This window comes from Paenibacillus harenae DSM 16969 (genome assembly GCF_000422465.1).
Lineage (GTDB): Bacteria > Bacillota > Bacilli > Paenibacillales > Paenibacillaceae > Pristimantibacillus > Pristimantibacillus harenae.
Window position 1 is genome coordinate 734,860 of sequence record NZ_KE383843.1, and the last position, 25,059, is coordinate 759,918.

Annotated in this window: 25 protein-coding genes; 9 read left to right on the top strand and 16 right to left on the bottom strand. The window is 52.2% G+C overall.

All coding sequences use genetic code 11. The features are described from left to right. Positions 1 to 15: 15 nt before the first annotated feature. Positions 16 to 1,308 carry a Gfo/Idh/MocA family protein gene (locus H581_RS0122815; RefSeq protein WP_028612029.1) on the bottom strand — a complete coding sequence of 431 codons (1,293 nt, stop codon included), beginning with the start codon at positions 1,306 to 1,308 and terminating at the stop codon, positions 16 to 18. Positions 1,309 to 1,441: 133 nt separating this feature from the next. Between H581_RS0122815 and H581_RS0122820 the strand changes: the two genes are divergently transcribed. The 4 genes from H581_RS0122820 to H581_RS0122835 all read left to right on the top strand — a co-directional run bounded on the left by H581_RS0122820 (position 1,442) and on the right by H581_RS0122835 (position 5,528). After that, positions 1,442 to 2,293 carry an AraC family transcriptional regulator gene (locus H581_RS0122820; protein WP_028612030.1) on the top strand — a complete coding sequence of 284 codons (852 nt, stop codon included), beginning with the start codon at positions 1,442 to 1,444 and terminating at the stop codon, positions 2,291 to 2,293. Positions 2,294 to 2,436: 143 nt separating this feature from the next. Beyond that, complete coding sequence (locus H581_RS0122825; protein WP_028612031.1) at positions 2,437 to 3,441, top strand: Gfo/Idh/MocA family protein; 1,005 nt, start codon at positions 2,437 to 2,439, stop codon at positions 3,439 to 3,441. A gap of 37 nt (positions 3,442 to 3,478) precedes the next feature. Continuing rightward, a complete protein-coding gene (locus H581_RS0122830; protein WP_028612032.1) occupies positions 3,479 to 4,432 on the top strand; it encodes an AraC family transcriptional regulator in 954 nt (317 codons plus the stop codon). 16 nt (positions 4,433 to 4,448) lie between these two features. After that, positions 4,449 to 5,528, top strand: a complete 1,080-nt coding sequence (locus H581_RS0122835; RefSeq protein WP_028612033.1) for a Gfo/Idh/MocA family protein — start codon at positions 4,449 to 4,451, stop codon at positions 5,526 to 5,528. Positions 5,529 to 5,664: 136 nt separating this feature from the next. Here H581_RS0122835 and H581_RS35100 read toward each other — a convergent pair whose 3' ends face one another. Beyond that, the gene (locus H581_RS35100) at positions 5,665 to 6,102 is read right to left on the bottom strand and encodes a helix-turn-helix domain-containing protein (protein WP_156889680.1); all 438 of its coding nucleotides are present in this window, start codon (positions 6,100 to 6,102) and stop codon (positions 5,665 to 5,667) included. Positions 6,103 to 6,258: 156 nt separating this feature from the next. On the opposite strand from H581_RS35100, the gene H581_RS0122845 reads away from it, so the two are divergent. After that, entirely contained in the window at positions 6,259 to 7,395 is a 1,137-nt protein-coding gene (locus H581_RS0122845; RefSeq protein ID WP_028612034.1) for a glycoside hydrolase family 88/105 protein, read from the top strand. Between the two features lie 102 nt (positions 7,396 to 7,497). On the opposite strand, the gene H581_RS0122850 is transcribed toward H581_RS0122845, so the two are convergent. Beyond that, complete coding sequence (locus H581_RS0122850) at positions 7,498 to 9,318, bottom strand: SgrR family transcriptional regulator (protein ID WP_028612035.1); 1,821 nt, start codon at positions 9,316 to 9,318, stop codon at positions 7,498 to 7,500. Positions 9,319 to 9,486: 168 nt separating this feature from the next. Here H581_RS0122850 and H581_RS38050 point away from each other — a divergent pair, with 168 nt between their 5' ends. Continuing rightward, a complete protein-coding gene (locus H581_RS38050) occupies positions 9,487 to 9,654 on the top strand; it encodes a hypothetical protein (RefSeq protein WP_156889666.1) in 168 nt (55 codons plus the stop codon). A gap of 119 nt (positions 9,655 to 9,773) precedes the next feature. On the opposite strand, the gene H581_RS0122860 is transcribed toward H581_RS38050, so the two are convergent. From H581_RS0122860 to H581_RS0122875, 4 genes are all read right to left on the bottom strand, one after another. Further along, on the bottom strand, positions 9,774 to 10,739 hold the full coding sequence (locus H581_RS0122860) for an SDR family NAD(P)-dependent oxidoreductase (RefSeq protein WP_028612036.1): 966 nt from the start codon (positions 10,737 to 10,739) through the stop codon (positions 9,774 to 9,776). A gap of 59 nt (positions 10,740 to 10,798) precedes the next feature. Next, positions 10,799 to 11,323 carry a TetR/AcrR family transcriptional regulator gene (locus H581_RS0122865; RefSeq protein ID WP_028612037.1) on the bottom strand — a complete coding sequence of 175 codons (525 nt, stop codon included), beginning with the start codon at positions 11,321 to 11,323 and terminating at the stop codon, positions 10,799 to 10,801. Between the two features lie 116 nt (positions 11,324 to 11,439). Next, positions 11,440 to 11,754, bottom strand: a complete 315-nt coding sequence (locus H581_RS0122870) for a hypothetical protein (protein ID WP_028612038.1) — start codon at positions 11,752 to 11,754, stop codon at positions 11,440 to 11,442. A gap of 31 nt (positions 11,755 to 11,785) precedes the next feature. Further along, positions 11,786 to 12,286: an NUDIX domain-containing protein gene (locus H581_RS0122875; RefSeq protein WP_036719613.1), complete on the bottom strand. Its 501-nt coding sequence runs from the start codon at positions 12,284 to 12,286 to the stop codon at positions 11,786 to 11,788. 214 nt (positions 12,287 to 12,500) lie between these two features. On the opposite strand from H581_RS0122875, the gene H581_RS0122880 reads away from it, so the two are divergent. Then, the gene (locus H581_RS0122880; protein WP_028612040.1) at positions 12,501 to 13,373 is read left to right on the top strand and encodes a DUF5667 domain-containing protein; all 873 of its coding nucleotides are present in this window, start codon (positions 12,501 to 12,503) and stop codon (positions 13,371 to 13,373) included. Positions 13,374 to 13,429: 56 nt separating this feature from the next. Here the strand turns inward: H581_RS0122880 and H581_RS0122885 are convergent, their stop codons facing one another. The 6 genes from H581_RS0122885 to H581_RS0122910 all read right to left on the bottom strand — a co-directional run bounded on the left by H581_RS0122885 (position 13,430) and on the right by H581_RS0122910 (position 18,148). Then, the gene (locus H581_RS0122885) at positions 13,430 to 14,083 is read right to left on the bottom strand and encodes a ThuA domain-containing protein (protein ID WP_028612041.1); all 654 of its coding nucleotides are present in this window, start codon (positions 14,081 to 14,083) and stop codon (positions 13,430 to 13,432) included. Positions 14,084 to 14,113: 30 nt separating this feature from the next. Then, positions 14,114 to 14,815, bottom strand: a complete 702-nt coding sequence (locus tag H581_RS0122890; RefSeq protein ID WP_028612042.1) for an SDR family oxidoreductase — start codon at positions 14,813 to 14,815, stop codon at positions 14,114 to 14,116. Between the two features lie 66 nt (positions 14,816 to 14,881). Continuing rightward, positions 14,882 to 15,337, bottom strand: coding sequence for a VOC family protein (locus tag H581_RS0122895; protein ID WP_028612043.1), 456 nt, complete (start codon positions 15,335 to 15,337; stop codon positions 14,882 to 14,884). Between the two features lie 190 nt (positions 15,338 to 15,527). Beyond that, positions 15,528 to 16,574 carry a LacI family DNA-binding transcriptional regulator gene (locus H581_RS0122900; protein WP_245600117.1) on the bottom strand — a complete coding sequence of 349 codons (1,047 nt, stop codon included), beginning with the start codon at positions 16,572 to 16,574 and terminating at the stop codon, positions 15,528 to 15,530. Between the two features lie 155 nt (positions 16,575 to 16,729). After that, positions 16,730 to 16,879 (bottom strand): 50S ribosomal protein L33, encoded by a 150-nt coding sequence (gene rpmG / locus H581_RS0122905; protein ID WP_028612045.1) that lies wholly within the window; start codon positions 16,877 to 16,879, stop codon positions 16,730 to 16,732. Between the two features lie 54 nt (positions 16,880 to 16,933). After that, a complete protein-coding gene (locus H581_RS0122910) occupies positions 16,934 to 18,148 on the bottom strand; it encodes a GTP-binding protein (RefSeq protein ID WP_028612046.1) in 1,215 nt (404 codons plus the stop codon). A gap of 390 nt (positions 18,149 to 18,538) precedes the next feature. Between H581_RS0122910 and H581_RS35105 the strand changes: the two genes are divergently transcribed. Then, positions 18,539 to 19,606, top strand: a complete 1,068-nt coding sequence (locus H581_RS35105) for a phosphatidylglycerol lysyltransferase domain-containing protein (RefSeq protein ID WP_169507540.1) — start codon at positions 18,539 to 18,541, stop codon at positions 19,604 to 19,606. A gap of 140 nt (positions 19,607 to 19,746) precedes the next feature. On the opposite strand, the gene H581_RS0122920 is transcribed toward H581_RS35105, so the two are convergent. Both H581_RS0122920 and H581_RS0122925 read right to left on the bottom strand, forming a co-directional pair. Next, positions 19,747 to 20,820, bottom strand: coding sequence for a Gfo/Idh/MocA family protein (locus tag H581_RS0122920; RefSeq protein ID WP_028612047.1), 1,074 nt, complete (start codon positions 20,818 to 20,820; stop codon positions 19,747 to 19,749). Then, positions 20,817 to 21,953: a Gfo/Idh/MocA family protein gene (locus tag H581_RS0122925; protein WP_028612048.1), complete on the bottom strand. Its 1,137-nt coding sequence runs from the start codon at positions 21,951 to 21,953 to the stop codon at positions 20,817 to 20,819. Before H581_RS0122925 ends, H581_RS0122920 begins: the two co-directional genes overlap by 4 nt. A 170-nt stretch (positions 21,954 to 22,123) precedes the next feature. Here H581_RS0122925 and H581_RS35110 point away from each other — a divergent pair, with 170 nt between their 5' ends. Continuing rightward, entirely contained in the window at positions 22,124 to 22,981 is an 858-nt protein-coding gene (locus tag H581_RS35110; RefSeq protein WP_051251243.1) for a helix-turn-helix transcriptional regulator, read from the top strand. Between the two features lie 44 nt (positions 22,982 to 23,025). On the opposite strand, the gene H581_RS36655 is transcribed toward H581_RS35110, so the two are convergent. Further along, positions 23,026 to 24,861 (bottom strand): PAS domain-containing protein, encoded by a 1,836-nt coding sequence (locus H581_RS36655; protein ID WP_156889668.1) that lies wholly within the window; start codon positions 24,859 to 24,861, stop codon positions 23,026 to 23,028. Between the last annotated feature and the right edge of the window lie 198 nt (positions 24,862 to 25,059).

Consider the following 25,059-nt stretch of genomic DNA (forward strand, 5'->3'; position numbering starts at 1 on the left):
GCTTCCCCCCTCATCCTATTTGTGAAACTTTACCAGATCGTCGATCTGCACGGCTTGGCCTGTTTGAATCGAACGGTTCGCGGCAATGCCGGTCAGAATCGAGCGTGCGCCGTCAATATGGTTCGCCGCGCGGTTGAACGGATCCTCGACCGGCGTTCCGAACAGGTCGTTCAGCAGGACCGGATCTCCGCCGCCGTGACCGCCGACGCCTTCCTCGACATCAACCGCATACGGCGCGCCGAACATCGGGTACACCGTAATCGACTTCCCCTTCAATGCGCCCTCCTGCGATTTCTCGCCGCCGGAATTGACGTAGGACTGCTCGACGATGCTCATTTCGAGCCTGCCCTTCGTTCCGTTGAACGCGATCCGGTAGCCTTCCCACGGAAGATAAGCGTTCAACGAATAAGTCAGAATCGCATTATTTTTGTAGCGGACAAGCACGCCCATCGTGTCCTCGATATTAATGCCGTCTCCGAATACGCTCTGATCGCGGCGGTAGCCGTCCTCATGCTCCGCATCCAGGTACATCGCTTTCAAATGCTCATTTTTATCCAAGTGTAGCGCAAAAGGATCGTTCGCGGCAATCGGATTTCCCGTCGCGCGCTCATAAAACTTCGTTTCCCCGCGCTGCTCCGCGTTCTCGCGGCCGTAGAACAGCAAATCGCCGAACGCGAACACCGACTCCGGCTGCGAACCGATCCAGAAGTTGACCAGATCGAAATGATGAGTCGACTTGTGTACGAGCAAGCCGCCGCTGTTTTGTTTGTTTCGATGCCATCTGCGGAAGTAATCGGCTCCATGCTGCGTGTTAAGCAGCCATTCGAAATGAACGGAAGTAACCTTCCCGATCGCTCCTCCGGCAATTAATTCTCTCGCTTTCGTATGATGAGGAGCATAACGATAGTTGAACGTCACGCGGACGTTGCGGCCGGTCCGTTCGACCGCGTCGAGAATTTCCTGGCATTTCTTCTCGTCCACCGTCATCGGCTTTTCCGTCACGACATCGCAGCCCAGCTCCAGAGCGCGGATAATATACGTATGGTGGGTCCGGTCCATGCTCGTCACGATCACGGCATCCGGCTTCTCCGTCTCGATCATACGGTCGAATTCATTCGATTTATAAGTACGGACTTGTTCATGGTTATATTTGTTGATCAGGATTTGATTCGCATAATTCATCCGAGTCTGGTTGATATCGCAGAAAGCAAGCAGCTCCGACGTTTCCTTGAAATCGGTTGCAAGCGCTCCGTAAAAAAATTCCGCCCTGCCGCCGCTTCCTACTAATACATAACGTTTTTTGGTCATTGCCGTTATTCCTCCTCTATAATTAGCCTGCTTCCATCATAACGCATCAAAATGGTATAATTCTTGTCATATCATGCTAAAATTCCGTAATACGCCGCATATCTTGCGATTTTGTAAAAGAGGATGACCTTCCATGACCTTTCTATCTGAAGAAGAAAGTTTCGGTGCCATACCCGAATTTTATGTTGAATATCGAAAGCGGTCAGAACCTTATACGATGATGGACGACCATTACCATGATTATTATGAAATTTATTATATGCTGTCCGGCCGGCGCATCTATTTTATCCGGGACCGTTCCTATTCCGTCGAACAAGGCGATCTTATTTTTATTCGCAAGCATGAGCTTCATAAAACGATTCAATCGGGCGAAGACGCCCATGAACGCATCATCCTTCATTTCGACGACGCTTTTTTGAGCCGGCTGGCCGGTCCGCATGCAGACTTCCTGCTGACGCCTTTCCGGCAGCCAAGCAATCTGATCCGCCTGCCGCGGCAAACACAGCTGGCCATCGAGCAAATCTTGCGCCGTTTAGTGGCGGAGATCGCCCAGAAGCCGACCGGGTATGAGCTTATTCCAAGCGGTGCGCTGTCCGATCTTCTGCTGACCGCCTCCAGACATTTGCAGCAGCATGAACAGGCTCCTCTTCATCTCGAAACGCCCATGCATGCCAAAATATCGGAAGTAATCCGTTACATCAATGCGCATTTCGATGAGCCTCTCCGGCTTGGCACGATGGCTGAACGATTCTTTATCAGTCCCCATTACCTAAGCCGTATGTTTAAGGAGATGAGCGGTTTCACCTTCTCCGACTACATCGTTCTTACGCGGATCAAAGAAGCGCAGCGCCTTCTCCGGGAATCCGGGCTCAGCATTACGGACGTCGCGGCGGCTGTCGGCTTCGATAACTTTTCCCATTTCGGCAAAACGTTCAAGAAGATTACCCATATCTCTCCGCGGGAATACCGCAAGCAGTACGGGTAACACGTAGATGTCGCAATTTCATACACTAATCGTCATTAATTTGAAGTAAAAATAAGATTCTAAATATGATAAATTATAAATAGTGTCATGAAATTATAGACGTCAGCAATTTACTTTAATAACGCGCGGGGAGAGATGGACCGATGATTCGAATTGGAAAAATCAGCTATTGGCACGTGCACGCATGGGATTATACAAAACAGGCTCAGGAGCATCCGGGTACGGAAATGGCAGCGGTATGGGATGAGAATCCGGAGCGCGGACAAGCCGCGGCCGAGAAGCTCGGCGTTCCGTTTTATGCGAATTTGGATGAGATGCTGCAGCGGGACGATATCGATGCGGTCATCGTCGATGCGCCTACCGCGATGCATCAAGAGGTGATGGTTGCCGCCGCAAGAGCGGGCAAGCATATTTTCACCGAGAAGGTTGTCGCCGCTACGTTGAAGGAAGTTAATGTTATACTGGATGAAGCAGCCAAAAATAATGTAAAATTAACAGTGTCGCTGCCTCGTTTGAACGACGGCTATACGCTCGCGATCCGCGATATTTTGGAGAAAGGCCTGCTTGGGAAAGTAACGCTTGTCCGCGCCCGCTTATCTCATAACGGCGCAACGGCCGGCTGGCTCCCTGAGCATTTCTACAGCCTGGAAGAGTGCCGCGGCGGCGCGTTAATCGACTTGGGCTGTCATCCGATGTATTTGACAAGGTTGTTCCTGAACGAAATGCCGGGCGAAGTATCGGCGCATTTCGGTTACGTGACGGGCAAGCAGGTTGAGGATAACGCCGTTGCGCTATTGTCCGGATCAACCGGCGCGGTCGGCATCGTTGAGGCGGGCTTCGTAAACAACCATTCCCCGTTCACCATTGAAGTGCACGGTACGGATGGCACGTTGATGTACGGCACGCCGGAGAGCAAGCTGCTGCTTCGTTCCTCCGCCGCCGGCGGAGAATGGACCGAACAATGGGTTTCGTATCCGATTCCAAATGCGAGAGAAAGCGCTTTTCACCAGTGGGTTGGCCATATCGAGAACGGCACGTCGGCTGATGAGAATATTAGCCTGGCCGTTGATTTGACCAAGCTGATGGAAGCGTCGAACCTCTCTGCGCGCGAGCATCGCGCCGTCAGAATCGACGAGCTGAGCGAGTAACTCGTTTTTTTAAGCCACACGCCCAGGAGGAAACGGCATGATCAACTTTCCTTATGAGGTGATGCGGGAACGTCAGGATGCGCTTGAGCGTCTGGAGCTTCGCATCAGATGGGGACCTTATGACATCCATGTGCTTCGATTCCATCTGACGCAGTTTCCTCCGGGACGAATCGTCGGCTTCCACAAGCATGCGGAGTATGAATTCCATTTCATCCCGCAGGGCAAAGGGAAGGTCATCATCGCCGATCAGGAATATGCGCTTAGATCCGGCATGTTTTACTTGACTGGACCGGAAGTGATGCATTATCAGGAGGCGGATGCTCACGAAGCAATGGATGAGCTCTGCCTTCACATTGACATTATCGACCGGACGGAGAACGGCGAAGCGGACGATACGGCTTCTTACGATGACTGGGAAGCGGCGGAAGCCCGCGACTGCATGGACAAACTGAGAACGCTTCCGCATTTCCCGGCCATGGACATTCATCAAGCCATGCCCCGTTTCCTGGAGGCTTATCAAGCCTGCAGCGATAATTTCGTCGGCAGCTATACGACGATCAAGCAAGCGGTCGTCCAAATTCTGCTGAGAGCCGTAAGGGCGTACGATACGGCGAATGAACAGAAGCAGTTTCCAACAAGAGATATGAAGGCTTACCGTTACCGGCTTGCCATGGAGTACATCTATGCGAATTATGACGGCCTCATTACGCTTGAGGATGTTGCGGATAAGCTGAATCTAAGCTCGCGGCATATTCAGAGGCTTTTCAAAGAGCTCCATCACGGACAGACCTTCAGCCGGATTTTGGAGGACATAAGGCTTGCGGTCGTCTGCCGGGAGCTGAAGAACAGCGAGCAGTCCATTGAGAAGATTGCGAAGCTATCCGGATTTGCCGGCGGCAATTACCTGCATGCCGTGTTCCGCAAAAAATTCGGCGTCACCCCTTCCGAATACCGGAAGAACTCGCGTCAAAAAATATCGCAACAGACTTAGAGGAGGATTTTATACCATGTCCAACATTTATCGGGTTGCTATCATAGGCTGCGGCGGGATCGCGAACGGCAAGCATTTGCCAAGCTTGAAGAAATTAAATAATGTATCGCTCGTCGCTTTCTGCGACATCGTGGAAGAGCGCGCTGACCAGGCTGCCGCCAAATACGGCGCTGAGGATGCAAAAGTATATACGAATTACAAGGAGCTGCTGACTGACGAATCCATCGACATCGTTCACGTTTGTACGCCGAACGATTCTCACGCGGACATCGCGATTGCCGCTCTCGAAGCCGGCAAGCATGTCATGAGCGAGAAGCCGATGGCGAAAACCGCCAGCGACGCGAAGCGCATGGTAGAAGCGGCCCGCCGCACCGGCAAGAAGCTTACGGTCGGCTACAACAACCGCTTCCGCCCGGACAGCCAGCATTTGAAGAAAATTTGCGCATCCGGCGAGCTCGGCGAAATCTACTATGCGAAGGCGCACGCGATTCGCCGCCGCGCAGTACCGACATGGGGCGTATTCCTCGACGAAGAGAAACAAGGCGGCGGACCGCTTATCGATATCGGTACGCACGCGCTTGATTTGACGCTTTGGATGCTTGACAACTACAAGCCGAAAGTCGTTCTCGGCACATCGTACCATAAGCTTTCGCAGCGCGAGAATGCCGCCAATGCATGGGGACCTTGGGATCCTGCCAAGTTCACGGTTGAGGATTCCGCTTTCGGTATGATCGTCATGGAGAACGGCGCTACGATCGTGCTGGAGTCCAGCTGGGCGCTCAACACGCTTGAAGTCGACGAAGCGAAATGTACGTTGTCCGGCACGGAGGGCGGGGCGGACATGAAGAACGGTCTGCGCATTAACGGCGAGCAGCACAGCCGCTTGTACACGACCGAGGTTGACCTGAAAGCCGGCGGAGTCGCTTTCTACGACGGCAAAACGGAAAGCGACGCCGATCTCGAAATGAGAATGTGGCTGAAAGCGATCGACGAGGACACCGATCCCGTCGTAACGCCGGAGCAAGCTTACGTCGTTTCGCAAATTCTTGAAGCGATCTACGAATCATCGAAAACCGGCAAAGCGGTTTACCTATAAGCTGAATGTAAGGGGCTGTCTCAAGGGTCATGAAGCGACCGGCGAGACAGCCCTGTTTCTTGCGGCTCAGGATAAGAGCGGCTGGCTTTCGCTCCAAAAAAAGGCGGCAAGAAATTCCCCGTGCACCGCCATGAGCTTACTTTCTTTTCCTATAGTGCAATGGCGCATTTCCGGTGATCGACTTGAACACTCTGCCGAAACGCGTTACGCTGCCGAAGCCTACCTTCTTCGATATAAGGCTGACCTTCATGAACGATTGCCCAAGAAGCTTCTTCGCCTCCTTGATCCTGACGCTGTTCAAATACTCGATAAACGTAAAGCCCGTCGCCTCTTTAAAAAACCGGCTGAAATAGTAGGACTGACGTAAAATTTCTCTGCCAGCAGGTGAAGCTTGCATATAATGGTTGTTGATATAACGGACGACCTCCGAGATTCTTTCATGCATGGGACTTGGAGACTCTAGCGGCTCCATGCTGTTTTGTCTGATATGCCGACAGCAAATAATGAGCAGCTGCTGAACCAAAGTCTGCGCAAACATCTCGAAACCGGGCTTCTTCTCCCGCACCTCCTCCATAATCCGCACCGAAAGCGCCTTGATCGAAAGCCGGTCGTCCGGGTATGCCTCCGCTCGTTTTCTGCAAGATATAAGAAGAATTCATGCATCTACGCAAAAAATGTACATATTAGTGTGCTAGTATTGGCTTAAGTTCGAGAAGGAGGTATTCATGCGATGAATTCTTCAGAGTCCAGTGCAAAGACGAAAATGCAAGAGGAGGCATTGACCCCCATTCAATGGGCTGAGAAAGCCTGCGAGGCGTTGATGGCCAAATTTGAGCCGGAGCTGCTTCCGCCGGACCGGTTCCACTATCATCAAGGCGTGTTTCTGTCCGGCATGGAGAAATGCTGGCGGGAGACCGGAAAGGCCGACTATTACGAGTACATCAAACGGTGGGTGGACAGTCAGGTTCTTGCGGATGGCAGCATCAAGAAGCACAAGCCCGACGAGCTCGACGATATTCAGCCGGGTGTTCTTCTGTTTAACCTGCTTGAGCAGACGGGGGACGAAAGGTATAAGAAAGCTTTGTTCAATCTGGTGCCGCTGTTAAAATCGTGGAAGACCAATCCTTCAGGCGGCTTCTGGCATAAGGAACATTACCCGAATCAAATGTGGTTAGACGGGTTATATATGGCCGGGCCGATTGCGGTCCAGTTCGCAAAGACCTTCGGCGAAACCGAATATTTTGACATGCTGGCCTACCAGGCGATCTTGATGGAAAAACACACAAAGGACCCAAGCACCGGCTTGCTGTACCATGGGTGGGACGAAACCAAAACCGCTGGCTGGTCCGACCCCGTCACAGGCCTGGCGCCTGAATTCTGGGGCCGCGCGATCGGCTGGTATCCTGTCGCCTTGCTGGAAATGTTCGAATACCTGCCCGAGGATCATAAGGATAAAGCGACGCTGACAGGCATTCTGCAGGACCTGCTCATCGCGCTGACGAAATACCAGGATGCCGCCTCCGGCTTATGGTATCAGGTCGTGGACAAAGCGGACCGTCCGGACAATTGGCCGGAAAATTCCTGTACCGCCTTATACGTGCATGCCATTGCCAAGGCCGTGCGGTTAGGCTATTTGGACGCCAAGTATTTGCCATATGCCTGGAAGGGCTACCAGGGCGTCATTAATACGCTGACGTTCGATGACAACGGCAACGTGATCATCGGCAAAATCTGCATCGGCACCGGAATCGGAGACTATGCCCACTATATTGCCCGTCCAACGAGCGAGAACGACCTGCACGGCGCAGGCGCCTTTATCCTCATGTGCGTGGAAATGAGCCAGGCACAGAAGCACGGTCAGATATAGGGCTATATTAAACGCAAACGGACCAAAGCCGTTTCTCCCAAAATAAAAATAGCGGTAGCCCGGGACGCGAAATACAGTCCTGGACTACCGATATTGACCGAATTAACTGACGTGCTCACGCGGTTTCTCCAGCCACACATGCTGGAAGTCGATCCAACCGAGTGAGTTGATGCTAACCCCTTTGACATCCGGGTGAAAATGAGTCGTCACCTTCTTATGAAGAAGAAACATGACCTTGCATTCGTCCCGCAGCCGCTGCTCGATCTGGAGCAGAATCCGCCGGCGTTCTTCCAGGCCTTCCTTCGCCATCGCTTCGTCGATGCGCCCTTTCACCCACAGCCGGAACTCGGGGTCCAGATGCTCCTTGATAAAGCTGCCCTCTTGCTCGTACAATTCGAGCTCGCATACCTCGTCTTCGGCGAAAACGACCCCGTAGAGGATCCCGTCCACGGAAGCGACCAGCTCGGGATTCCGAATCGTATGCCAATCCTCCAGTCTAAACTCGACCCGGATCCCAAATTCGGCGCAGCGGTCCACAATCCACCTGGCATCCTGCTCATGAATCGAATAGGAGCCGATCGTGATCGGTTCGCCGGCGTACCCGGCTTCAGCCAGCAGGCTGTTCACGCGCGTCTTGTCCAAAGCCTGTTCTGACGGCTTAGGCTTGCCTTCTTCGTAACGGAAGCCTGAAGCGGCTAATTTCCGGTTTCCTCCGAGATCCCGTATCATCCCGCCGCGATCCGTCAGCAGATCGATTGCTTGCCGGAAAGCGAGATGCCTGTGCGGTCCCTCCTTATTCATGTTCCACGTCAGGAGCGTGCAGCCTTGATCCACTTCCTCGATCGTCTGCCATTCGCGCTCCGGTTTCTCCTCAACGGATTCATGGTCGGTTATGAGCTGCTTCCAGTCTTTCGGCCGCGAGCCGACAGGACGATCGTCCGGCAAGAGAATCAGCTCGACAACGTCCAGATGCGGTCTCCTCTCGAAGTAATCCGTATGCGCAGCCATTACTACATGCCCCTCTGTCCATTTGACGAGCTTGAACGGCCCCGAACCGACCGGATGCTTGCTGAATGTCTCTTCGCTCTGCAGCACGAGATCCTTGGGCACGATCGACATCGAGTTTCCGCATAGGAAGCGAGGCAGCAAATATTTAGGCTTACTTAGCGTAAACTTTACGATACGCGGCCCCTCAGCCTCGACGCGTTCGACGCCGTCCAGCATCCAGCTGTTCGGCAGCCCCTGCAGCTGGCGTTCAATCGTGAACACGACATCCTCCGCTTCAACCTCGCGGCCATGGTGAAACCGGACTCCTTTCCGCAAATAAAAGGTCCATGCCAAGCCGTCCTCGCTTCTCGTCCAATGATGGGCAATTCCCGGCACAATCCGTCCGGTTGATTCATCGAACCGCAAAAGCCGGTCAAACAGCTGCCGGATCATGTGCGAATCGAAACAATAATACACCAACGCCGGATCGAGCGTCGTAATCGGTCGATAGACCGGCAGGCGGAGCGTATCCATGCTGGAGCCATCCAACTGCTCGCCTGTCTCTTGATGATAGCCGAACTGGTCGTTCAGCCATGCCATGAACCGCTCCTGCGCCGTCGTATTCCCTCCATACTGCTCAAGCAATTCAAACGCGTATTTGTACTCCCCGCTCCGCGCATGTCTGACCGCAAGCTCGAACAAGTAATGCTCCTTCTGGACGAGAAAAGATAGCCGTGACCGGTGGCCGCGTCCGAGACCGGCCTGCCAGCCAATCAGCTCCTCATCGACCAGCCTGCGGATGATGAATTTCACATTGCGTCTAGTGCAGTAGAATACCTCCATCAAATCGTCCAGTGTGACCTCGTACGTCTCATCCAGCTGATGGCCCGGCTTAAAGCTATCGTACAAGGCCAGATACCTCTCTTCAGCAGACATCCTTGCACCTCCCATTCGTTAACCCAACAAACCGCGATTATTGGTCAGTATACCGCAGTTGCTTAAAAGGGGAAACCGTAATATCGAACTTTACACTTTTTACCCCTTTCTTCCGCTGTCATAATGAAAGCAACGAAATGAAAGCAAGACAAAGGGAGTGGACCCATAATGATCGAACTGTATGTGATCGAGAAAAAAGCCGAATACGAGCGCGCGGAGCTTGACCGACTGGAACGGAGAGGATTGCTGCGGCGCGGATTCGCCCGCCCGGCGAGCGGAGCGCAAGTCGTAACGCAACTCATCCGGCTCATGCAAGCTATACGGATCATCCCTTAAACGAAAACAAGGAGCCGCCGCCGCTTGCTCCTCGCTATACTGGATATTTGCAGTAACTTAGCCTTGTCTTAGACGATTTTTCCCGCTATGTTGGATTTTGTCCTGATAACCGATTGCGTTTAGCCTGCAGCTCCGCTCCTGCTCATCAGGCTCCTGATCGTCGCAGCGATTGCCGCTTCATGCGGCGTCCATGAAATCGGTCCGATCTCGCGCTCATACTTCTCGCCGCTTAGCACGAACGGCTCCTCCGTAAGGTAGAGCATCTCCACGACCTCTTTCATGACGGGATTAAACAGACCGATGAGCGACAGCCCGATTCGGCCGAGCGGAACAACCGTTTTGCGCATTCCGCTTGTCTGCTGCGCGATGCGAACGATATCGCGTCCAGAGATTACGCTTGGGCCGGGAATATGCCAATTTTGCCTGTACGAATCGTCCCTGCTTGCGATCTCTACGATCATCTTCGCGGCATCCGGCAGGTACACATATTCGCGCGGAATGTTCATGTTACCGATGAAAGCAGTCGGCTTTCCGGCCGCAATGGCCTCCATCGTAACATTTAAGTAAGAGGCTTGCGCAGACGGACCGTAGTAATCCGGCAGCCGAACAATCAGAGGCTGCGCGTTAGTCCAGCGCGGGCCGAATATGAGCTTCTCGTATGCCAGCCGTACTTTCCCTTTTCGCGTATGCGGCTGCTTGGGATGTTCCTCCGTCGCCTTTTCCGTCGTTCTCCTGCCATACGGATAAATGCCGTCTACCACAACGACCTTCGCCCCCATCCGGTCGGCCGCTTCCAGCACCGCTTCCCCGAGCGGCAGCAGCCGCGATTCCATTTCGTGATACGGCATATTCGCACTGTGAAAAATAACATCCGCTCCTTCGGCCGCTTTTATAATATCGTCCGGATTAAACGCATCGCCAGTCGCAATCCGCAGCAGCGTTGGATTTCCAAGCTCCCTCGCGAGGCTTTTTAATTTATTCTCCGATCGCCCGAAAGCTACCGTTTCAATTCCCCTTTTTATTAGTTCCGCCGCCAACGGGTTCCCAACGCCGCCAGTTGCACCTAATACGATTGCTTTTTTCATTATTTCCATCTCCTCTTTATAATTGATTGATCAATCACAAACCTCGAAAAAAATTTTTTCTATCTCTTAACCATTAAATCCGGCAAATCCATTGCCATCGACACGTTGCAAAGCAGGCCTCTTGCCAAAAAATCCGAAGTTTTCTGCTCGGCATCCGTCATTCCCGCCTGCTGAAACGCCTCAAGCACCATCTGCTTCACCTGACTCATTCCCTGCTGCATGGCCAGCCGGATCGGCTCTTCCCGGATGGTCTGTGCCTGCATTTGCAGAAGAATCTCGTTGCGGTGCGCGTGCATAATCTCTTCATATGCGCGGATCAAGTTAAGTTCCAGCCGCTCCGGCGATGTCGTATCGTCGATTACGCGGTGGAACGCCTTCAGGATACGCTGCCACGATACCCCCAGCGATTCCGCCAATAGCGACTCCTTCGTGAAGAAACGGTAGACGTAAGGCTGCGAGATGGCTGCACGTTCGGCAACCTGCGCCGTAGTGGCCCTGTAATATCCGATTTCCGCAAAAACATCTATGGCGGCGGATACAATGTCGGTGCGGCGGTTAGCGGATACTGTGTTTCCTTTTGCCATAATAAAAGCTCTCCATTTCAAGGTTTCGATATTATTGATTGGCCAATCACTAACTTGAATTCATTGTATAACATAATTCCGTGACTTGCAACTGTTTCTCGAAAATTTGTGATTGATCAATCACTACGGTGTTCGGTCGTTACTTTTTGTTTTTTGCGCCGGGTCAGCGAAATGCCGCCAAAACCGCTAATGACCGCGATGTAAAACCCCGCGTCATACCACCAGCCGATATTATATTTTTCGTACAATCTGATGTCGTCGTTGAACAGGCCAATAATTAAGGAAATCGGCGCGATCCAGCCAAGCCATATTCCCCAGAAGAAGCCTGCAGGCTCATCGGTCGTATTTGTCTCGTCGCCTGGAACGCAGCCGGTTAATGAAAGAAATGCCACAATCAGGAATAATGCCGTTATCCATGATTTTTTATTCATGGTACTCCTCCGCTCTCATCCGGTTATTTGGTTAAAATACGATCGGATCTTTCATAACGGACCACTGCATTTGAGGGATGCCCGCTCCGTCCTTGGTAATCGTCCCGACGAATACATTCTCCGCCCATTTATGTTCTCTGTAATGCGACATCATTTCTCGAACAATAGCCGACATCTTAAGCTTATTCAAATGATTTTCCTCTACCCAGAACAACTCGCCTTCATCGGAGGAGATTACATCCGACCTGTCCGTGCCGCCGAAAAAGTAATATTGAATTCGGATTTCATCTTCCTTCTGTCTTAACAAAACATACCTGAGCGAAAGTTCATGCAGATCCGTTTCAAGCAACCCGCTTTCTTCGAATATTTCCCGTAAACAGGCTCCTCTGGGGTCTCCGATCTCATCAGGCTCCATATGACCGCCAAGCGCAGACCAAAATTCAAAATCGGCCAGCTTGCTGTTCGTTTTCTTCATCATCAAATATTTGCCATTGCCAATTATAAATGCCGCCGCCATCTGTCTCAGCTTCATGTCTGACCTCCTTAACCTATTAAGCAAGATATTCGGCAGATTCGTATCCATCCCTTTTTTTCCCACCGCTAAGTTCAACGATTATTGTCCCCCGTATCTTCGTTTCCGGGTTCCGCTGCTTGCGGATCCTCTTCGCAACCCCCTGAAAACAAGAGTCTGTCTCGTATTGTACTAGTAACGCTGCAGCGAAACACAATACGAGGGCGGTATAACAATGAGTCAAGAACAAAAAGGCGTTAAGTTACTAACAAAAGGCATGGTACTGAGCATGCTTGTCTTTAGTATGGGTACGGGCAGCTCATTTGCGTCAACAGATACGGATGCAGCGGCAGAGATCTCGGTAACCGTGAAAACCGATGCTTCGGAGAATGAGACGGCTGCGCCAAGCTTGCTACCGGGGGATTTCTTCTACTTTATCAAGACGGCATATGAGAATATACGGCTGTTCATCGCGAATGACGATCTGCAGGAAGCCAAATTACATAGCCAATTCGCACAGGAGCGGCTATCCGAAGCAAACGCACTGTTCTTAAATGGCGAAAACGAGAAGTCCGAGCGGGTTCTCCAGAAGTCTTTGGAAAATCAGCAGCTAGCCGTAGAGCTAACGGCATCCGAGCCGGTTGAGTCGGATAAGGACGGCAAACTGGAAGAGGTTGTGTTGGTAAAAACGGATCTCCAGCATAATATTCTGGCTCTGACTGCCGCGCTGGAAAAGAAAAAAAATCCGCAGGCTCAGCAATCCCTTTTGAAAAATATAATCAAATCATTCGGCCATTTGGAGAAAAAGCTGGCTAAGCTCGAAGAAAAAGCAACCGCTAAGCAAGTCGGGTCGACGGATGCTTCCACCGAAGCGAACTCTGATACAGTGGTATCGGGAACTGATCAAGAAATCCCTTCGAATAAGACAGAAAAGGAGCAAGAAGCCGCAACGGGCTCCCTTCTAAAGGCGAAGCCGGAAAAGGCGGAAAGAAGCAAAGGTAACGTTAAAAGCGACAAGATCGTCAAAAATAATATCAACGATAACAAACAGCCTCATGAAAAAAAGGACCAAGACAAAAAAGAAAAAGAACATCCTCGCGACAAGTAATCGAAACCGCATAAAGGGCCTGCAGAACGTTTACATTCTGCAGGCCCTTCTGCCGCTTAAACGTCAGATCCAATCATCCAGTTAATTTCCCGATTCAGCCAATAAATGAAATGATCGTCCAGCAAGCCCTCGGGTCGATGCGCGGGCGTTAAGCAGCTAACTCTTCCGGCTCCGAACGGATGGCGCCAGCCCGCGACCGATTGGCCGTCTACGGAGGTGGAACGAAGATACACCTCCGTATTGTCCTCGTCGCAATGGACGAAATAATGCTCATCCAACAGCAGCTCGAATTCGGATGCTTCCCGATTCCCAACCGGTGTATAACGAACCGGATTTTGCGCCGGATGCGATAAGAAATAACCGCGCAGCATGCCGACATAACCGCTGTCCGCCGGATAGGAGGCCAGACCGGAATGCCATGCCAGCCAGCCTCCGCCTCCCTCGACATACCGGACGATCCGCTCCGAGCATTCGGTTGTCAGCCAGCACAGGTCAGGCTGCTTCACCGGATCGGTCCGACGATTATCCGCAAACAAGATAACGGCATCCGTCCCGTTAGCCAGCTCCTCCATCAGGGCAGCAGGCTCCTTGACGAACAGCAGGTTGATTTGTTCCTCTGCCAGCTCTTCTGCCAATGCCTTCAAGAGCGCAGCGCGGGCATGCTCCTCTTGATGATAATAATCCCCTAATAAAGCGACAATCTTCTTCATGTATGTCCTCACTCCCGGGCGTTTTTCGTCTTACATGCTCATCGGATTTCCGTTATGATCGATGAATAAGGCCTGATTCTTCGCTTCTGTTTTCCGTTCGATAATGTCCAATATGCCTCTAGCCGAAGCGTCCGCATCGCCAGGCGCCTGATTGCCGCCCATATCCGTACGGATCCAGCCGGGATGCAGCGCATGCACAAGAATGCCTTGCGGCGCAAGCTCGCGGCGAAGCTGGGCAGAGAACATATTCAATGCGGCTTTCGACAGCGCATAGGAATAATCGCCGCCATAAGCGCCGGCGAAGCTTCCCGCTTCCGAGCTGATATTAATGACGGCCTGGCGTTCCCCGCTGCGAAGGAGAGGCAAGAAGTATTTAAGCACGGTCATCGGACCGAACAGATTCGTCTGAAACGATTGCTCAACCTGCTCAAAATCAAGCTGCTCCAGCTTCTGGTCGCGTCCCAGCAATATCGCCGCACTGTTAATAACGGCATCAAGGCTGCTTATTCGGCCGGATACTTGCTCGCAGGCATAGCGTACGGAGTTCTCGTCCGCAACGTCCAGCGGCAGGATCGTAACTTGCCCCGGGAACTCATTCGTAAGCCGCTGCAGTCCTTCTGCTGACGAGCCAGGGCTCCGCACGCCCGCAAGTACTTGATGGCCGCGCGAGCATGCTTCGGCGGCAAGCGCCTGCCCCAGTCCGCGATTCGCGCCTGTAATTAATATACGCATGTTTCTATTCCTCCTATCTGTCTGGCGATTTAACGTACTTCCTAAGCCGATTTCATTAACCTTCGATTATTTATCGTTTTCAAGCAGCTCCAGCATAACTTTCAGCTGCTTGAACGTATCCATATAGGCGTAACGACCGCCGGTATACTCTCCCTTTTGCACAAGCGGCATGCCGCTCTTCTCCATCAAAGCGATTTTTTCCTTCATTCCGTCAACTACGAAGGCAATATGATGCGGACCCTCCCCATGCTGGTCCAGATGCTCTCTCCACGTGCTTGGATGCTCATCCGGCTCGATCAGCTCAAGCTGAAGCGAGCCCATATCGAGGAAAGCGAGCTTGGCCCGGGCAGCCGAGGACTCTCCTTTGTATTCCGTTTCCGCCACGTCCACCGTATCCGTCCAGAACCATTTCGGTTTCTCCACGCCAAAAAATTCGGCATACGCCTGCGAGGTTGCTTCAATATCGTTCACCAGAAGTCCAATTTGCGTTATCGTGCGTGTTCCGAGTATATTTTTGTCCATGAATGCTATCCCCTTAGACGTTATTTGGTTGAAAATCAAATCTAAACATCGATCGAGGTATGTTCGGCTATCCTTTACATCCGCATTCCCCCTCTCGAGAGCCGATGGTAATGATGTAGCTAAACACGCGTTTATTTATTGCCAAAAAAAAAAAGGGACCTCGCACGCAGCTTGCTGCGATGCTGTGCTTCTATTGGGTCTCAATCCTCCTGCAGGATGCCCGCACGATAAGCTCCGTGCTTACCTCCACCGTACCGAACGGTTCTGCGCCGTTCTCGATGCTCGAGATTAAGGCGCGCGTCAATTTATCCATCATGCATGCGAAGTCGACGCGGATCGTCGTCAACCCGGGATTGAAATGCGCGCTTAGCGCATGGTCATCGAAGCCGACGACCGATAGATCATCCGGCACGCGAAGGCCGGTTTGCTGCAGGGCGCGGATCACCCCGAACGCTACGCTGTCGTTCGCCGCGAAGATCGCTGTCGGAAGCTCGGCGCCTGACTCCAGCAGTTCCTTCATCGCTTTGAAGCCGCTCGCTTCGTTGAAATCCCCCGGCAGCGTCCATTGCGGGACGACCGGAAGCCCGTGCCTGGCCATCGCGGCCTTGAATCCATTCCATTTGGAAGGGCCGGAGTATCTTTGCATATCCCCGTTAATCATGCCGATTCGGGTATGTCCTAGCCCAGCCAAATAATCGATCGCCTGCCCTACGCCGGTCTCGTTATCGAAATTGAACACCATGCGGTTCGGTTCGGTGCGGCCGGGCAGATGCTGATCCACGATCGCCGTCATGAAGCCCTCTGCAATCAACTCTTCTATGATCGGCTCATGATTGGCCGCCCCGATAAAGACCCCGCCGTCGATTCTGCGCTGGTAGAAGCTTTCCTTGATCATTCGGACTTCTTCCTGATCCTTCGGATCGCGGACGATGTGGGTAAGTACGTAATAGCCGTGCGAAGAAGCGCTTTCAATGATTCGCGCCAGCAGCAGGCTCGAGATCATGTCCCCCGACACGCGGCCGGCGTCGATCATGAACAAACCGATTGTTCGCGTGCGTTTACCCGCCAATACTTGAGCAGACAGGTTAGGGTAATAATTGTATTGCTCTATCACCTTCATTACCTTTTCCTTCGTCTTCTCCGGGACGTTGGAATAATGGTTAATAACGCGGCTGACCGTGCTTCTGGACACACCGGCAAGCCGCGCAATTTCCGTACTGTTAATCTCCTTGCTCAACCAAAGCCCTTCTTCCTGTGAACACGTGTTTACGCACATATGTTATCAATGAAAAGGAAAGCTGTCAATTCATTATCCAAGATTGTTCAAATTATTTTAAAAAAGCCCTCCGCCCCTCCTGTACGAAGACGATGGAGAGCGGGAAGGCTTTGGTTTTACCTCGTTTCTCTATGAACCGTTACCCGCTTCAATCGCGGACAATATTTTTTCATCTCCAGCCGCTCCGGCGTCGTTCTTTTATTCTTGGTCGTCGTATAGTTCCGGTCGCCCGACTCCGTGCATGCAAGCGTTACGATTACCCTCACCTCTGTTCACCTCCCGCGATTCCTCTGCATTCCCCGCTAGCCTGCCGCTGCCGCCTAATGTGCCATCTGCTCCAGTTGCTCGCTGGCCGCATTAGGGAAAGGATCGGGAAATTCCGTCCAATCCAGCGCCATCTCCTCGTCCGTGAGCAAGCAGTCGTCAAGCGATTTCATCAGCTTCTTCCGATCCATTTCTATGCCGATGAACACGATCTTGTTCATGCGGTCGCCGTATGTCTCATCCCATGAACCTGCAAGCTCGGGCTCCTCCCGAAGAAGCGTCTCCCGTTCCTCTTGCGGCAGCGCAGCAGCCCATAGTCCCGCCGGACCGAACTGAATGGATGGCCCCGCTTGGCTTATGCTTTGGGCAAAATGATTACGCGTGGCCAGCCAAGCAATTCCCTTCGCGCGGACGATCTCCTCCGGCCATTCCTGCATCCATGCCATCAAACGCTGCGGATGCAGCGGTCTTGGGCGTTCATAGACGAAGGAGGATATGCCGTACTCCTCTGTCTCAGGCGTATGCGCCGGCGCCTCCATCTCTCTGATCCAGCCAGCCGATTGGCTGGCCTGTTCGAAATCGAACAACGACGTGTTCAAAATTTCCTTCGGATCCACCTGTCCGTTGGAGGTTCGAATCAATTTGGCACGCGGCTGCAGCGCCCGAAGCACGCCCTCCAGCTCGGCCAAATCCTCCTCCGCCACCAGATCGCATTTGTTCAAGATGAGCACATCGCAGAACTCGATCTGATCAATCAACAGATCGACGACCTCTCTGGTGTCATCTTCGCCGACAGCCTGACTGCGATCCAGCAGCGTCTCGCCGGATGAGTAATGATGCCAGAAGCTGTAAGCGTCCACGACCGTAACCATGCAGTCCAATTTGCAGAACTGCGACAAATCGATCCCCTGCTCCTCATCGATATAGGTAAAGGTTTGCGCGACGGGAACCGGCTCCCCGACGCCGGTCGATTCGATCAATATGTAATCGAAGCGGTTTTCCTTCGCCAGCTTCTCCACTTCCCGCAGCAAGTCCTCCCGCAGCGTGCAGCAGATGCAGCCGTTCGACATTTCCACCAGCTTCTCGTCGGTCCGCGACAAGCCGCCGCTCTCCTGGATTAAACCCGCGTCGATATTAAGCTCGCTCAAGTCATTAACGATGACTGCCACCTTAAGCCCGCCGCGATTGTGCAAGATATGATTCATGATTGTCGTTTTGCCTGCGCCCAAATATCCGCTCAGAACGGTTACCGGTATTTTCTTTTCAGCCATAATAAGGTCACCTCGGTTAAATTTTCGATCGACATTAGTAATCATTACGATTAACCTCCAAAAAAAGAAAACGATGGATTCAATTAATAGTAATCATTACGTTTTAACCACTATAACAGCTCCCTTTGCGATCGTCAAGCTTGCTGATCGTGCCGAAGCATTTACGGAGGAAGTGCCTGCCGGAAGGCCGCCCTATTTCTTTCTAGTAAGCTTCCAAAATTCTACTGGCTTAGAGGGCTTCTTTCTACTAGAATAGTGTTAACGTCTTGCGCCGCGCATGAGCCGTCAGGAGCGTCCCGGCGCGGTCCCATGCCGTCCTATGCGGCATGCGCTCGTTTTACGATGCAAGATCCCGTCAACCCAGATCTTACCGACATGGAGGTTCCTTTTTTGATTGAAACGGCTTGCGAAGAACGGTTGCGCCGCTTGCTTGCGCGCTGCGGCTACAATTCACACACTCACCTATACTATCTCGGCGACAAGGAATGGTTCTGGGATTCGGAGCGAGAGGCTCTAATCGCATATCGGTCTGTTGGCACAAGAAGGATCGTGCTCGGCGATCCGATCGGCAGCCCTCGGGCAATGATTCGTGTCATAGAGCAGTTTGTCGCAGACTGCCGCGCTCATAAGCGGGTTCCTGTCTTCTATCAGACCAAAGCTTCCAATCTACCGCTCTATCATGACTTGGGGCTGCAGGGCATCAAGATCGGAGAAGAGGCCTTAATCAACTTATCCAGCTTCCATACGAACGGCAAGCAATGGCTAAAGCTTCGGAACCGCTTGAACAAATTCAAACGGAGCGGATACGCCTTCGAGGTTCTTCACCCGCCGTTTGCGGAGCCGTTCCTTAATCGTCTTCAATCGATATCGGATGAATGGCTTCGTAACCGGAACGAGAAAAGCTTCTCCGTGGGGGCCTTCTCGCCGGAATATATCAGCCGGTATCCGGTGGCTATTCTGACCGGTCCGGATGGGGACTGCGAAGCTTTCGCGTCCATCGCGGGCGACCACGGAAACTTCGCCGCTTCGCCCGATAAAGTTACCGGCGCCGCTTCCCGTCGAATAACCGTAGATCTCATGCGCTACACGAAAGCATGTCCGCACGGCACAATGGACGTTCTGTTTCTGTCGCTGTTCAAGTGGGCGCAGGAGAACGGCTACGATGTATGCAGCCTCGGCATGGCTCCCTTCGCGAACGCAGGCGATTCGTTCATCGTCAGGCTGCTCTACAAGTACGGGAACAAGCTGTACAACTTCAAAGGGCTGTACGATTACAAGAACAAATTCCTGCCCGAATGGGAGGACGTCTACGTTGTCTATCCTCCTGCCAAGCTGCCCGTTTCCGCGCTGCTGCTCGCCTTCATCATTCATACGCCCGTTTCCGGCAAGCAAGCACGATTCGGCACCGGTCCGGTACGACTCTGGAATAGAAGCGTTTTTTTGAAAAAAAGAGCGTAACGACCGCATGGCAAAGGCCACCCCGTTCAGGGTGGCCTTTGTGCTTGCCGCTTATTAACCCGTTCCGTATTTCTCTCGGTAGTTCGGTTTCACGGTCGAATTGACCGGCGGATCGGATAGCTTCTTGCTTTTATTTAGACCTACTCGACTTTCACCGCATGCTTCTGCGCCAGAAGCGAAAGCTCGGCTGCTTTGAAGGCATGCTCCTGCGTCATCGCGTTCTCGGTTCCGTTCAGGCAATCGAGAATAAGCTGGCCGAAATAAGGGAATCCGACCATGCCGCGCGCCTTGATATGCTGCTCGCCGTCGGCGTTCACCAGATAGAGCTGGTCGCCGTCCCGGTCACGAGCGATATCGATATATTTGCGAAGCTCGATATAACCTTCCGTGCCAAGAATGAGCGTACGGCCGTCTCCCCATGTGCCTAAGCCGCTCGGCGTGAGCCAATCGACGCGGAAGTAACCGGTTGCCCCATTCTCCCCGACAAATGTCATATCGCCAAAATCCTCAAGCTCCGGATAATCCTTGTTTGCGTAGTTGGCTACCTTGCTGTTCACGACGCTCGCATTGCTGTTGTCTGTGAAGAATAGAAACTGCTCGACTTGATGCGAGCCGATATCGCATAGAATACCGCCGTATTTTTCTTTCTCAAAAAACCATTCCGGCCGCGAAGGAGCATTTAACCGGTGCGGGCCTAAGCCGAGAACCTGAACAACCCGCCCGATTGCGCCCTGTTCGATAAGCTGTCCGGCATAGACCGCGCTTTCCACATGAAGACGCTCGCTGTAATAGACCGCATATTTTTTCCCGGTCTCCGCATTGGCGATTCGTGCATCCTCCAGCTGCTCCAGCGTCGTAAACGGCGCCTTATCCGTAAAATAATGCTTACCGCTGCGCATGGCCCGTACGCCTAGCGGACCGCGCTCCGAGGTAACGGCCGCAGAAGCAACCAGCTGAATATCCGCATCCGCGAACACCTGCTCCTCGGACTCCGCCGCCTGTGCCTGCGGATAAGTCCGCAGGAATGCTTCGACCTTCGCCGGATCCGGATCGTATACCCACTTTAACGTAGCGCCCGCTTCCACGAGCCCGTTGCACATGCCGTAAATATGCCCGTGATCTAACCGGACGGCCGCAAATACGAATTGTCCGTCCTCCACGACCCGATTCGGTTTCCCTTTGGGTGCGTATCTCATTCCATCCGCTTTACTCATTGTGGCTGTGCCTCCTTCTGATAAGTGGAGTTTTCGATCTTCTCCTGCAAATAGCTGTAGAACAGGTCTTCGTCAATCGGCAGGTCGACCCAGTTATCCGTCCAGGTGGACAGCAGCATGGCGTTTGAGAGCATCAGCCCTTTAATGCCCTCCTCGCCCGGCGCGATAAGCGGCTCATCATGCAGAATCGCATTAACGAAGTTTTGCGTAATGCCTTTATGGTCCGGATACGGGCCTCCGACCGGAATTTCGCATTTCCAGCATTCCGGCCCGCCGAAGCCGCCTTTGAACTGTTGATTGAACTCCTTCTCGGACACGCGCAGACGCCAGAAAGTTAAGGTATTGTTTTCAATCACGATTTTGCCGCGGTCTCCGCTAATTTCCAGACGGTTCGTCCCCGGCGCTTCTCCTGTCGTCGTCACGAATACGCCCGTTGCCCCGTTCTCGTATTCGACGAAAGCGGTTACGTCATCCTCGACTTCAATATCGCGATGCTTGCCGAAATAACAAAATGCGCGTACCCGCTTCGGCATCATGCTGATTGTCCACTGCCACAGATCAAGCTGATGAGGGTCCTGATTCAGCAGCACGCCGCCGCCTTCGCCGGCCCAGGTTGCGCGCCAGGTTCCCGAGTCGTAATAGCTTTGAGAACGGTACCAATTCGTAATAATCCAATTCGTCCGTCTCACCTCGCCAAGCTCGCCGGCATCAATCAGCTCCTTCAGCTTCACGTACAGCGGATTCGTCCGTTGGTTGTACATCATGCTGAATTTTACATTCGCTTTGCTTCCCGCTTCGTTCATTTGGCGAACCTGCTTCGTATACACGCCGGCCGGCTTCTCGCACAAGACATGAAGACCGCGTTCGAAGGCGGCGATTGCCAGCTCCGGATGCGAGAAATGCGGAGTAGCGATTAGAACGGCGTCAATTTTGCCGGAATCCATCATTTCATAAGGGCTCGCATAGCGGCTTACAGCGTCTCCCAGCTTCTCCTCGGCCCACTTTAAGCTCTCGGGCACGCTGTCGCTGACCGCCGATATAACGACGCCGCTTACCTCGCCTTTTGCCAAATAATTTATATGTCCCTTGCCCATGTTACCTAGACCGATAATGCCCAAACGAACAACCTGCATCCGAATACCCGCTCCTTTAATGGAATGTTTGACCCTGAAGAATTGAAACGCTAACATGTCTTTATAGTATCACCGCAGCCTCTGCAGGACTTCATTCGCATTATCCTGTTTGCGCTTTTATTTAACTGTGGTTGGTGTATAATAAGGGTATTTAAGAGGGGGACTGTGCTATGAGTACGCAACATATCATCCATGCGCCTTACACGATTGGAACCACCTCTAATTTTAGCGGACATATCCCCTATCATTCCCACTTTCATTATGAGATTTATTATTTTCATAGCGGCAAGGTCAATTACCTGATTAACGACCGCATCCATGTGCTTGAGCCGGGCGACATGCTGCTTATGCACGGAACGACGCTTCATAAGGCTTACGTCGATCCGAACTTTCCCTACCATCGCACGACGATTCATTTTGATCCTTATTACTTCAAGGAATTCATACAGCCGCCGTTTGCGGACGATTTACTCCTTCCCTTCCAGAAGCTGCAAAATGTAAGGCTGCAGCTGCGCGGCGCCGACAAAGCCGAGGCGGAAGCTTCGCTGGAGAAGCTCGAGCGGCTCTATGAGCAGCAGGATTCCTTCTCGAAGCAGCGCGTTCAGGCGCATCTTCTCGATTTTTTAATTCTGATTAACCAGCTGTGCGAGCAGCCGCTTAAAGCCAAGACATCCTTTCCCACCTCCAAGGAACGGCATGTGCAATCGGTCATTACCTATCTGGACAAGCGCTACAAGGAGGACCTTACGCTGGAAAGCATGCAGAACGAGCTGCATCTCAGCAAATATTATTTGGCGAAAACGTTCAAGGAGGTCACAGGCTCGACCATCTTCCAGTTTCTGATGCAGCGGAGAATATACCAAGCCAAAATCGAGCTGATCGACGGCGACAAGCCGATCACTGAAATCGGTTATGAGGTCGGCTTTAAGCATCCTTCCCACTTCAGCCGTGCCTTTAAGCTTCAAACGAAGCTTACCCCCGAGCAGTACCGCAAGCAGCATCGGCTGCGCAATTCTCCCTCCCTCTAGTCTCCAATCAGAGTTAATCCACCGTCGAGACAGCCTACGCGTCATCATAAGGATACCGGCTGCGCCGGATCTTGAACCGGCAGCATGATCGTGACGACCGTGCCTTCATCGGCGGCGCTGCTGATTTGAAGCGTACCCTGGTGCGCTTCAATAATGCGCGCGCTGATCATAAGGCCGAGCCCGGTTCCTTTCTCCTTCGTTGTGACGAACGGCTCCCCGATTTTTTTGATCAGCTCTTCCGGAATGCCCGGACCGCCATCCTTTATCCGGATCTCCACTTCTCCGCTGTTCTGCATGCCCGCGCTGATTTCAACCTGACCGCCGTCCGGCATCGCTTCAAGCGCATTTTTGATCACATTCAAGAACACCTGCTTCAATTGATTCTCATTGCAATAAATGTTCGGCAAGGACTGTTCAAGCTTAACCTCGATTTCAACATTCAACAGTATGGCCTGCGTCTCCAGTATCGCGATTACGCTCTGCAGGATCGGCTCAAGCCGGGCGGTGCTAAATTGCGAGAAATGCGGTTTCGCTAATGTCATGAATTCATTTACAATCATCGAAATCCGGTCGATCTCATTGCTCATGATTTCAAAATAATGCGGTTGCTCCGGATACTTGCCGCTAAGCAGCTGAGTAAAGCCTTTCAGCGCAGTCAGCGGATTGCGGATTTCATGGGCTACGCCGGCGGCAAGCTGCCCGATCGCGGAAAGCTTCTCCGAGCGGACGAGTATCTCCTCAGACCGCTTACGCTCCGTCAGGTCGCGAACGACGCTAAGCATGACATCTTTGCCCATGTAATTATTTATCCGGATACTTGATATCTCTACATTAAGGGTCTGTCCATCCAGACAGACGATATCCCGCTCCAGGAACGGAGTCGGATCATCCGACAGCATAACCTGGACCATCGCCTGAATCGTCAGCGTATGTTGGCTGTGGTGAATGAAATCGAATATGCTTTTGCCGACGACCTGCTCTTCCGTGCAGGCTCCAACCATTTGCATCGCCAGTTTATTCGCGTAGACAATAACGCCTTGATCGCTGACGATAATCGGCTCCGGCACGAACTTGATCATTTTCTGATAAAGCTTGGCGCTGTCGCGCAGCATCCTGTCCTGTTCATATTTAAAGGTGACGTCCTGGAGGGTGCCAAGGAGGGACATGCGCCCGTCAAACATAATGATCGAGCTGTTGCCTTCCATAAAAATCGTGCTTCCGTCCTTTTTTTTGCCCCGGCATTTAATCGGAAATTGCTTCTGGCCGCTGACTAAACCGTCAATCACTCTCTTCTTTATGCATTCGACATCTTCCTCTTCTATTAAATCATAAGGCGACAAGCCAAGCATCTCGTCTACCGTATAGCCGTACATTTCAGCGAGATACGGATTGGCATATACGACATTATCGTCTTGCCCGACGAAGACGCCCGCCACAACGCTCTCCATTAAGCTTTTATACAAATAGTCTTTTTCATCCAGCGAAGCTTCCATCCGTTTCCGGTCCGAGATGTCGCTTATAATAAGCTGAATCGCTTGTTTTCCGTCATATTTGACTGATACCGCTCTCAATTCCACGTCAACGATGCCATGGTCCAGGCGAACCAGCTTTTTCTGCACAAAATGGGATGTTCCGTCCTCCTGAAGCAGGTAGCGAATTTGGAATGGCAGCTCTTCCGCATAAGTCGGATGGATAAAACGGTGGATAGCGTGGCCGATAATCTGCTCCAGCTTATTGACAGCAAGCAGCTTGAGCGCCGAAATATTAGCGAAAACGATCTGCTCATCGATACATACAATAACGGCATCCGGCAGTACATCTACAAGGTATTGGTACCTCTCTTCACTTTCCTTCAATTGAGCCTCGTTATAACCTAGCATATAATGATTTCCCACCTCATCGTGAATCAACAGCTTCCTTCTTTAACTTCAACGAATTCCCTCATCTTCCTGCATCATGAAACGCTTTTATAGCAAAAAACCATAAAACGCTAACATCTTACTCCGTTAGTCGCTTTATGGTTAGAAATATATGTAAATTATTAGAATGTACTGGATATTACTTATCCTGGCGCCTAT

Bases quoted from the DNA above. Each gene is read 5' to 3' on its own strand.
- H581_RS0122815 (WP_028612029.1), bottom strand. From the start codon at position 1,308: ATGACCAAAAAACGTTATGTATTAGTAGGAAGCGGCGGCAGGGCGGAA.
- H581_RS0122820 (WP_028612030.1), top strand. From the start codon at position 1,442: ATGACCTTTCTATCTGAAGAAGAAAGTTTCGGTGCCATACCCGAATTT.
- H581_RS0122825 (WP_028612031.1), top strand. From the start codon at position 2,437: ATGATTCGAATTGGAAAAATCAGCTATTGGCACGTGCACGCATGGGAT.
- H581_RS0122830 (WP_028612032.1), top strand. From the start codon at position 3,479: ATGATCAACTTTCCTTATGAGGTGATGCGGGAACGTCAGGATGCGCTT.
- H581_RS0122835 (WP_028612033.1), top strand. From the start codon at position 4,449: ATGTCCAACATTTATCGGGTTGCTATCATAGGCTGCGGCGGGATCGCG.
- H581_RS35100 (WP_156889680.1), bottom strand. From the start codon at position 6,102: ATGGAGGAGGTGCGGGAGAAGAAGCCCGGTTTCGAGATGTTTGCGCAG.
- H581_RS0122845 (WP_028612034.1), top strand. From the start codon at position 6,259: ATGAATTCTTCAGAGTCCAGTGCAAAGACGAAAATGCAAGAGGAGGCA.
- H581_RS0122850 (WP_028612035.1), bottom strand. From the start codon at position 9,318: ATGTCTGCTGAAGAGAGGTATCTGGCCTTGTACGATAGCTTTAAGCCG.
- H581_RS38050 (WP_156889666.1), top strand. From the start codon at position 9,487: ATGATCGAACTGTATGTGATCGAGAAAAAAGCCGAATACGAGCGCGCG.
- H581_RS0122860 (WP_028612036.1), bottom strand. From the start codon at position 10,739: ATGAAAAAAGCAATCGTATTAGGTGCAACTGGCGGCGTTGGGAACCCG.
- H581_RS0122865 (WP_028612037.1), bottom strand. From the start codon at position 11,323: ATGGCAAAAGGAAACACAGTATCCGCTAACCGCCGCACCGACATTGTA.
- H581_RS0122870 (WP_028612038.1), bottom strand. From the start codon at position 11,754: ATGAATAAAAAATCATGGATAACGGCATTATTCCTGATTGTGGCATTT.
- H581_RS0122875 (WP_036719613.1), bottom strand. From the start codon at position 12,286: ATGAAGCTGAGACAGATGGCGGCGGCATTTATAATTGGCAATGGCAAA.
- H581_RS0122880 (WP_028612040.1), top strand. From the start codon at position 12,501: ATGAGTCAAGAACAAAAAGGCGTTAAGTTACTAACAAAAGGCATGGTA.
- H581_RS0122885 (WP_028612041.1), bottom strand. From the start codon at position 14,083: ATGAAGAAGATTGTCGCTTTATTAGGGGATTATTATCATCAAGAGGAG.
- H581_RS0122890 (WP_028612042.1), bottom strand. From the start codon at position 14,815: ATGCGTATATTAATTACAGGCGCGAATCGCGGACTGGGGCAGGCGCTT.
- H581_RS0122895 (WP_028612043.1), bottom strand. From the start codon at position 15,337: ATGGACAAAAATATACTCGGAACACGCACGATAACGCAAATTGGACTT.
- H581_RS0122910 (WP_028612046.1), bottom strand. From the start codon at position 18,148: ATGGCTGAAAAGAAAATACCGGTAACCGTTCTGAGCGGATATTTGGGC.
- H581_RS0122920 (WP_028612047.1), bottom strand. From the start codon at position 20,820: ATGAGTAAAGCGGATGGAATGAGATACGCACCCAAAGGGAAACCGAAT.
- H581_RS0122925 (WP_028612048.1), bottom strand. From the start codon at position 21,953: ATGCAGGTTGTTCGTTTGGGCATTATCGGTCTAGGTAACATGGGCAAG.
- H581_RS35110 (WP_051251243.1), top strand. From the start codon at position 22,124: ATGAGTACGCAACATATCATCCATGCGCCTTACACGATTGGAACCACC.
- H581_RS36655 (WP_156889668.1), bottom strand. From the start codon at position 24,861: ATGCTAGGTTATAACGAGGCTCAATTGAAGGAAAGTGAAGAGAGGTAC.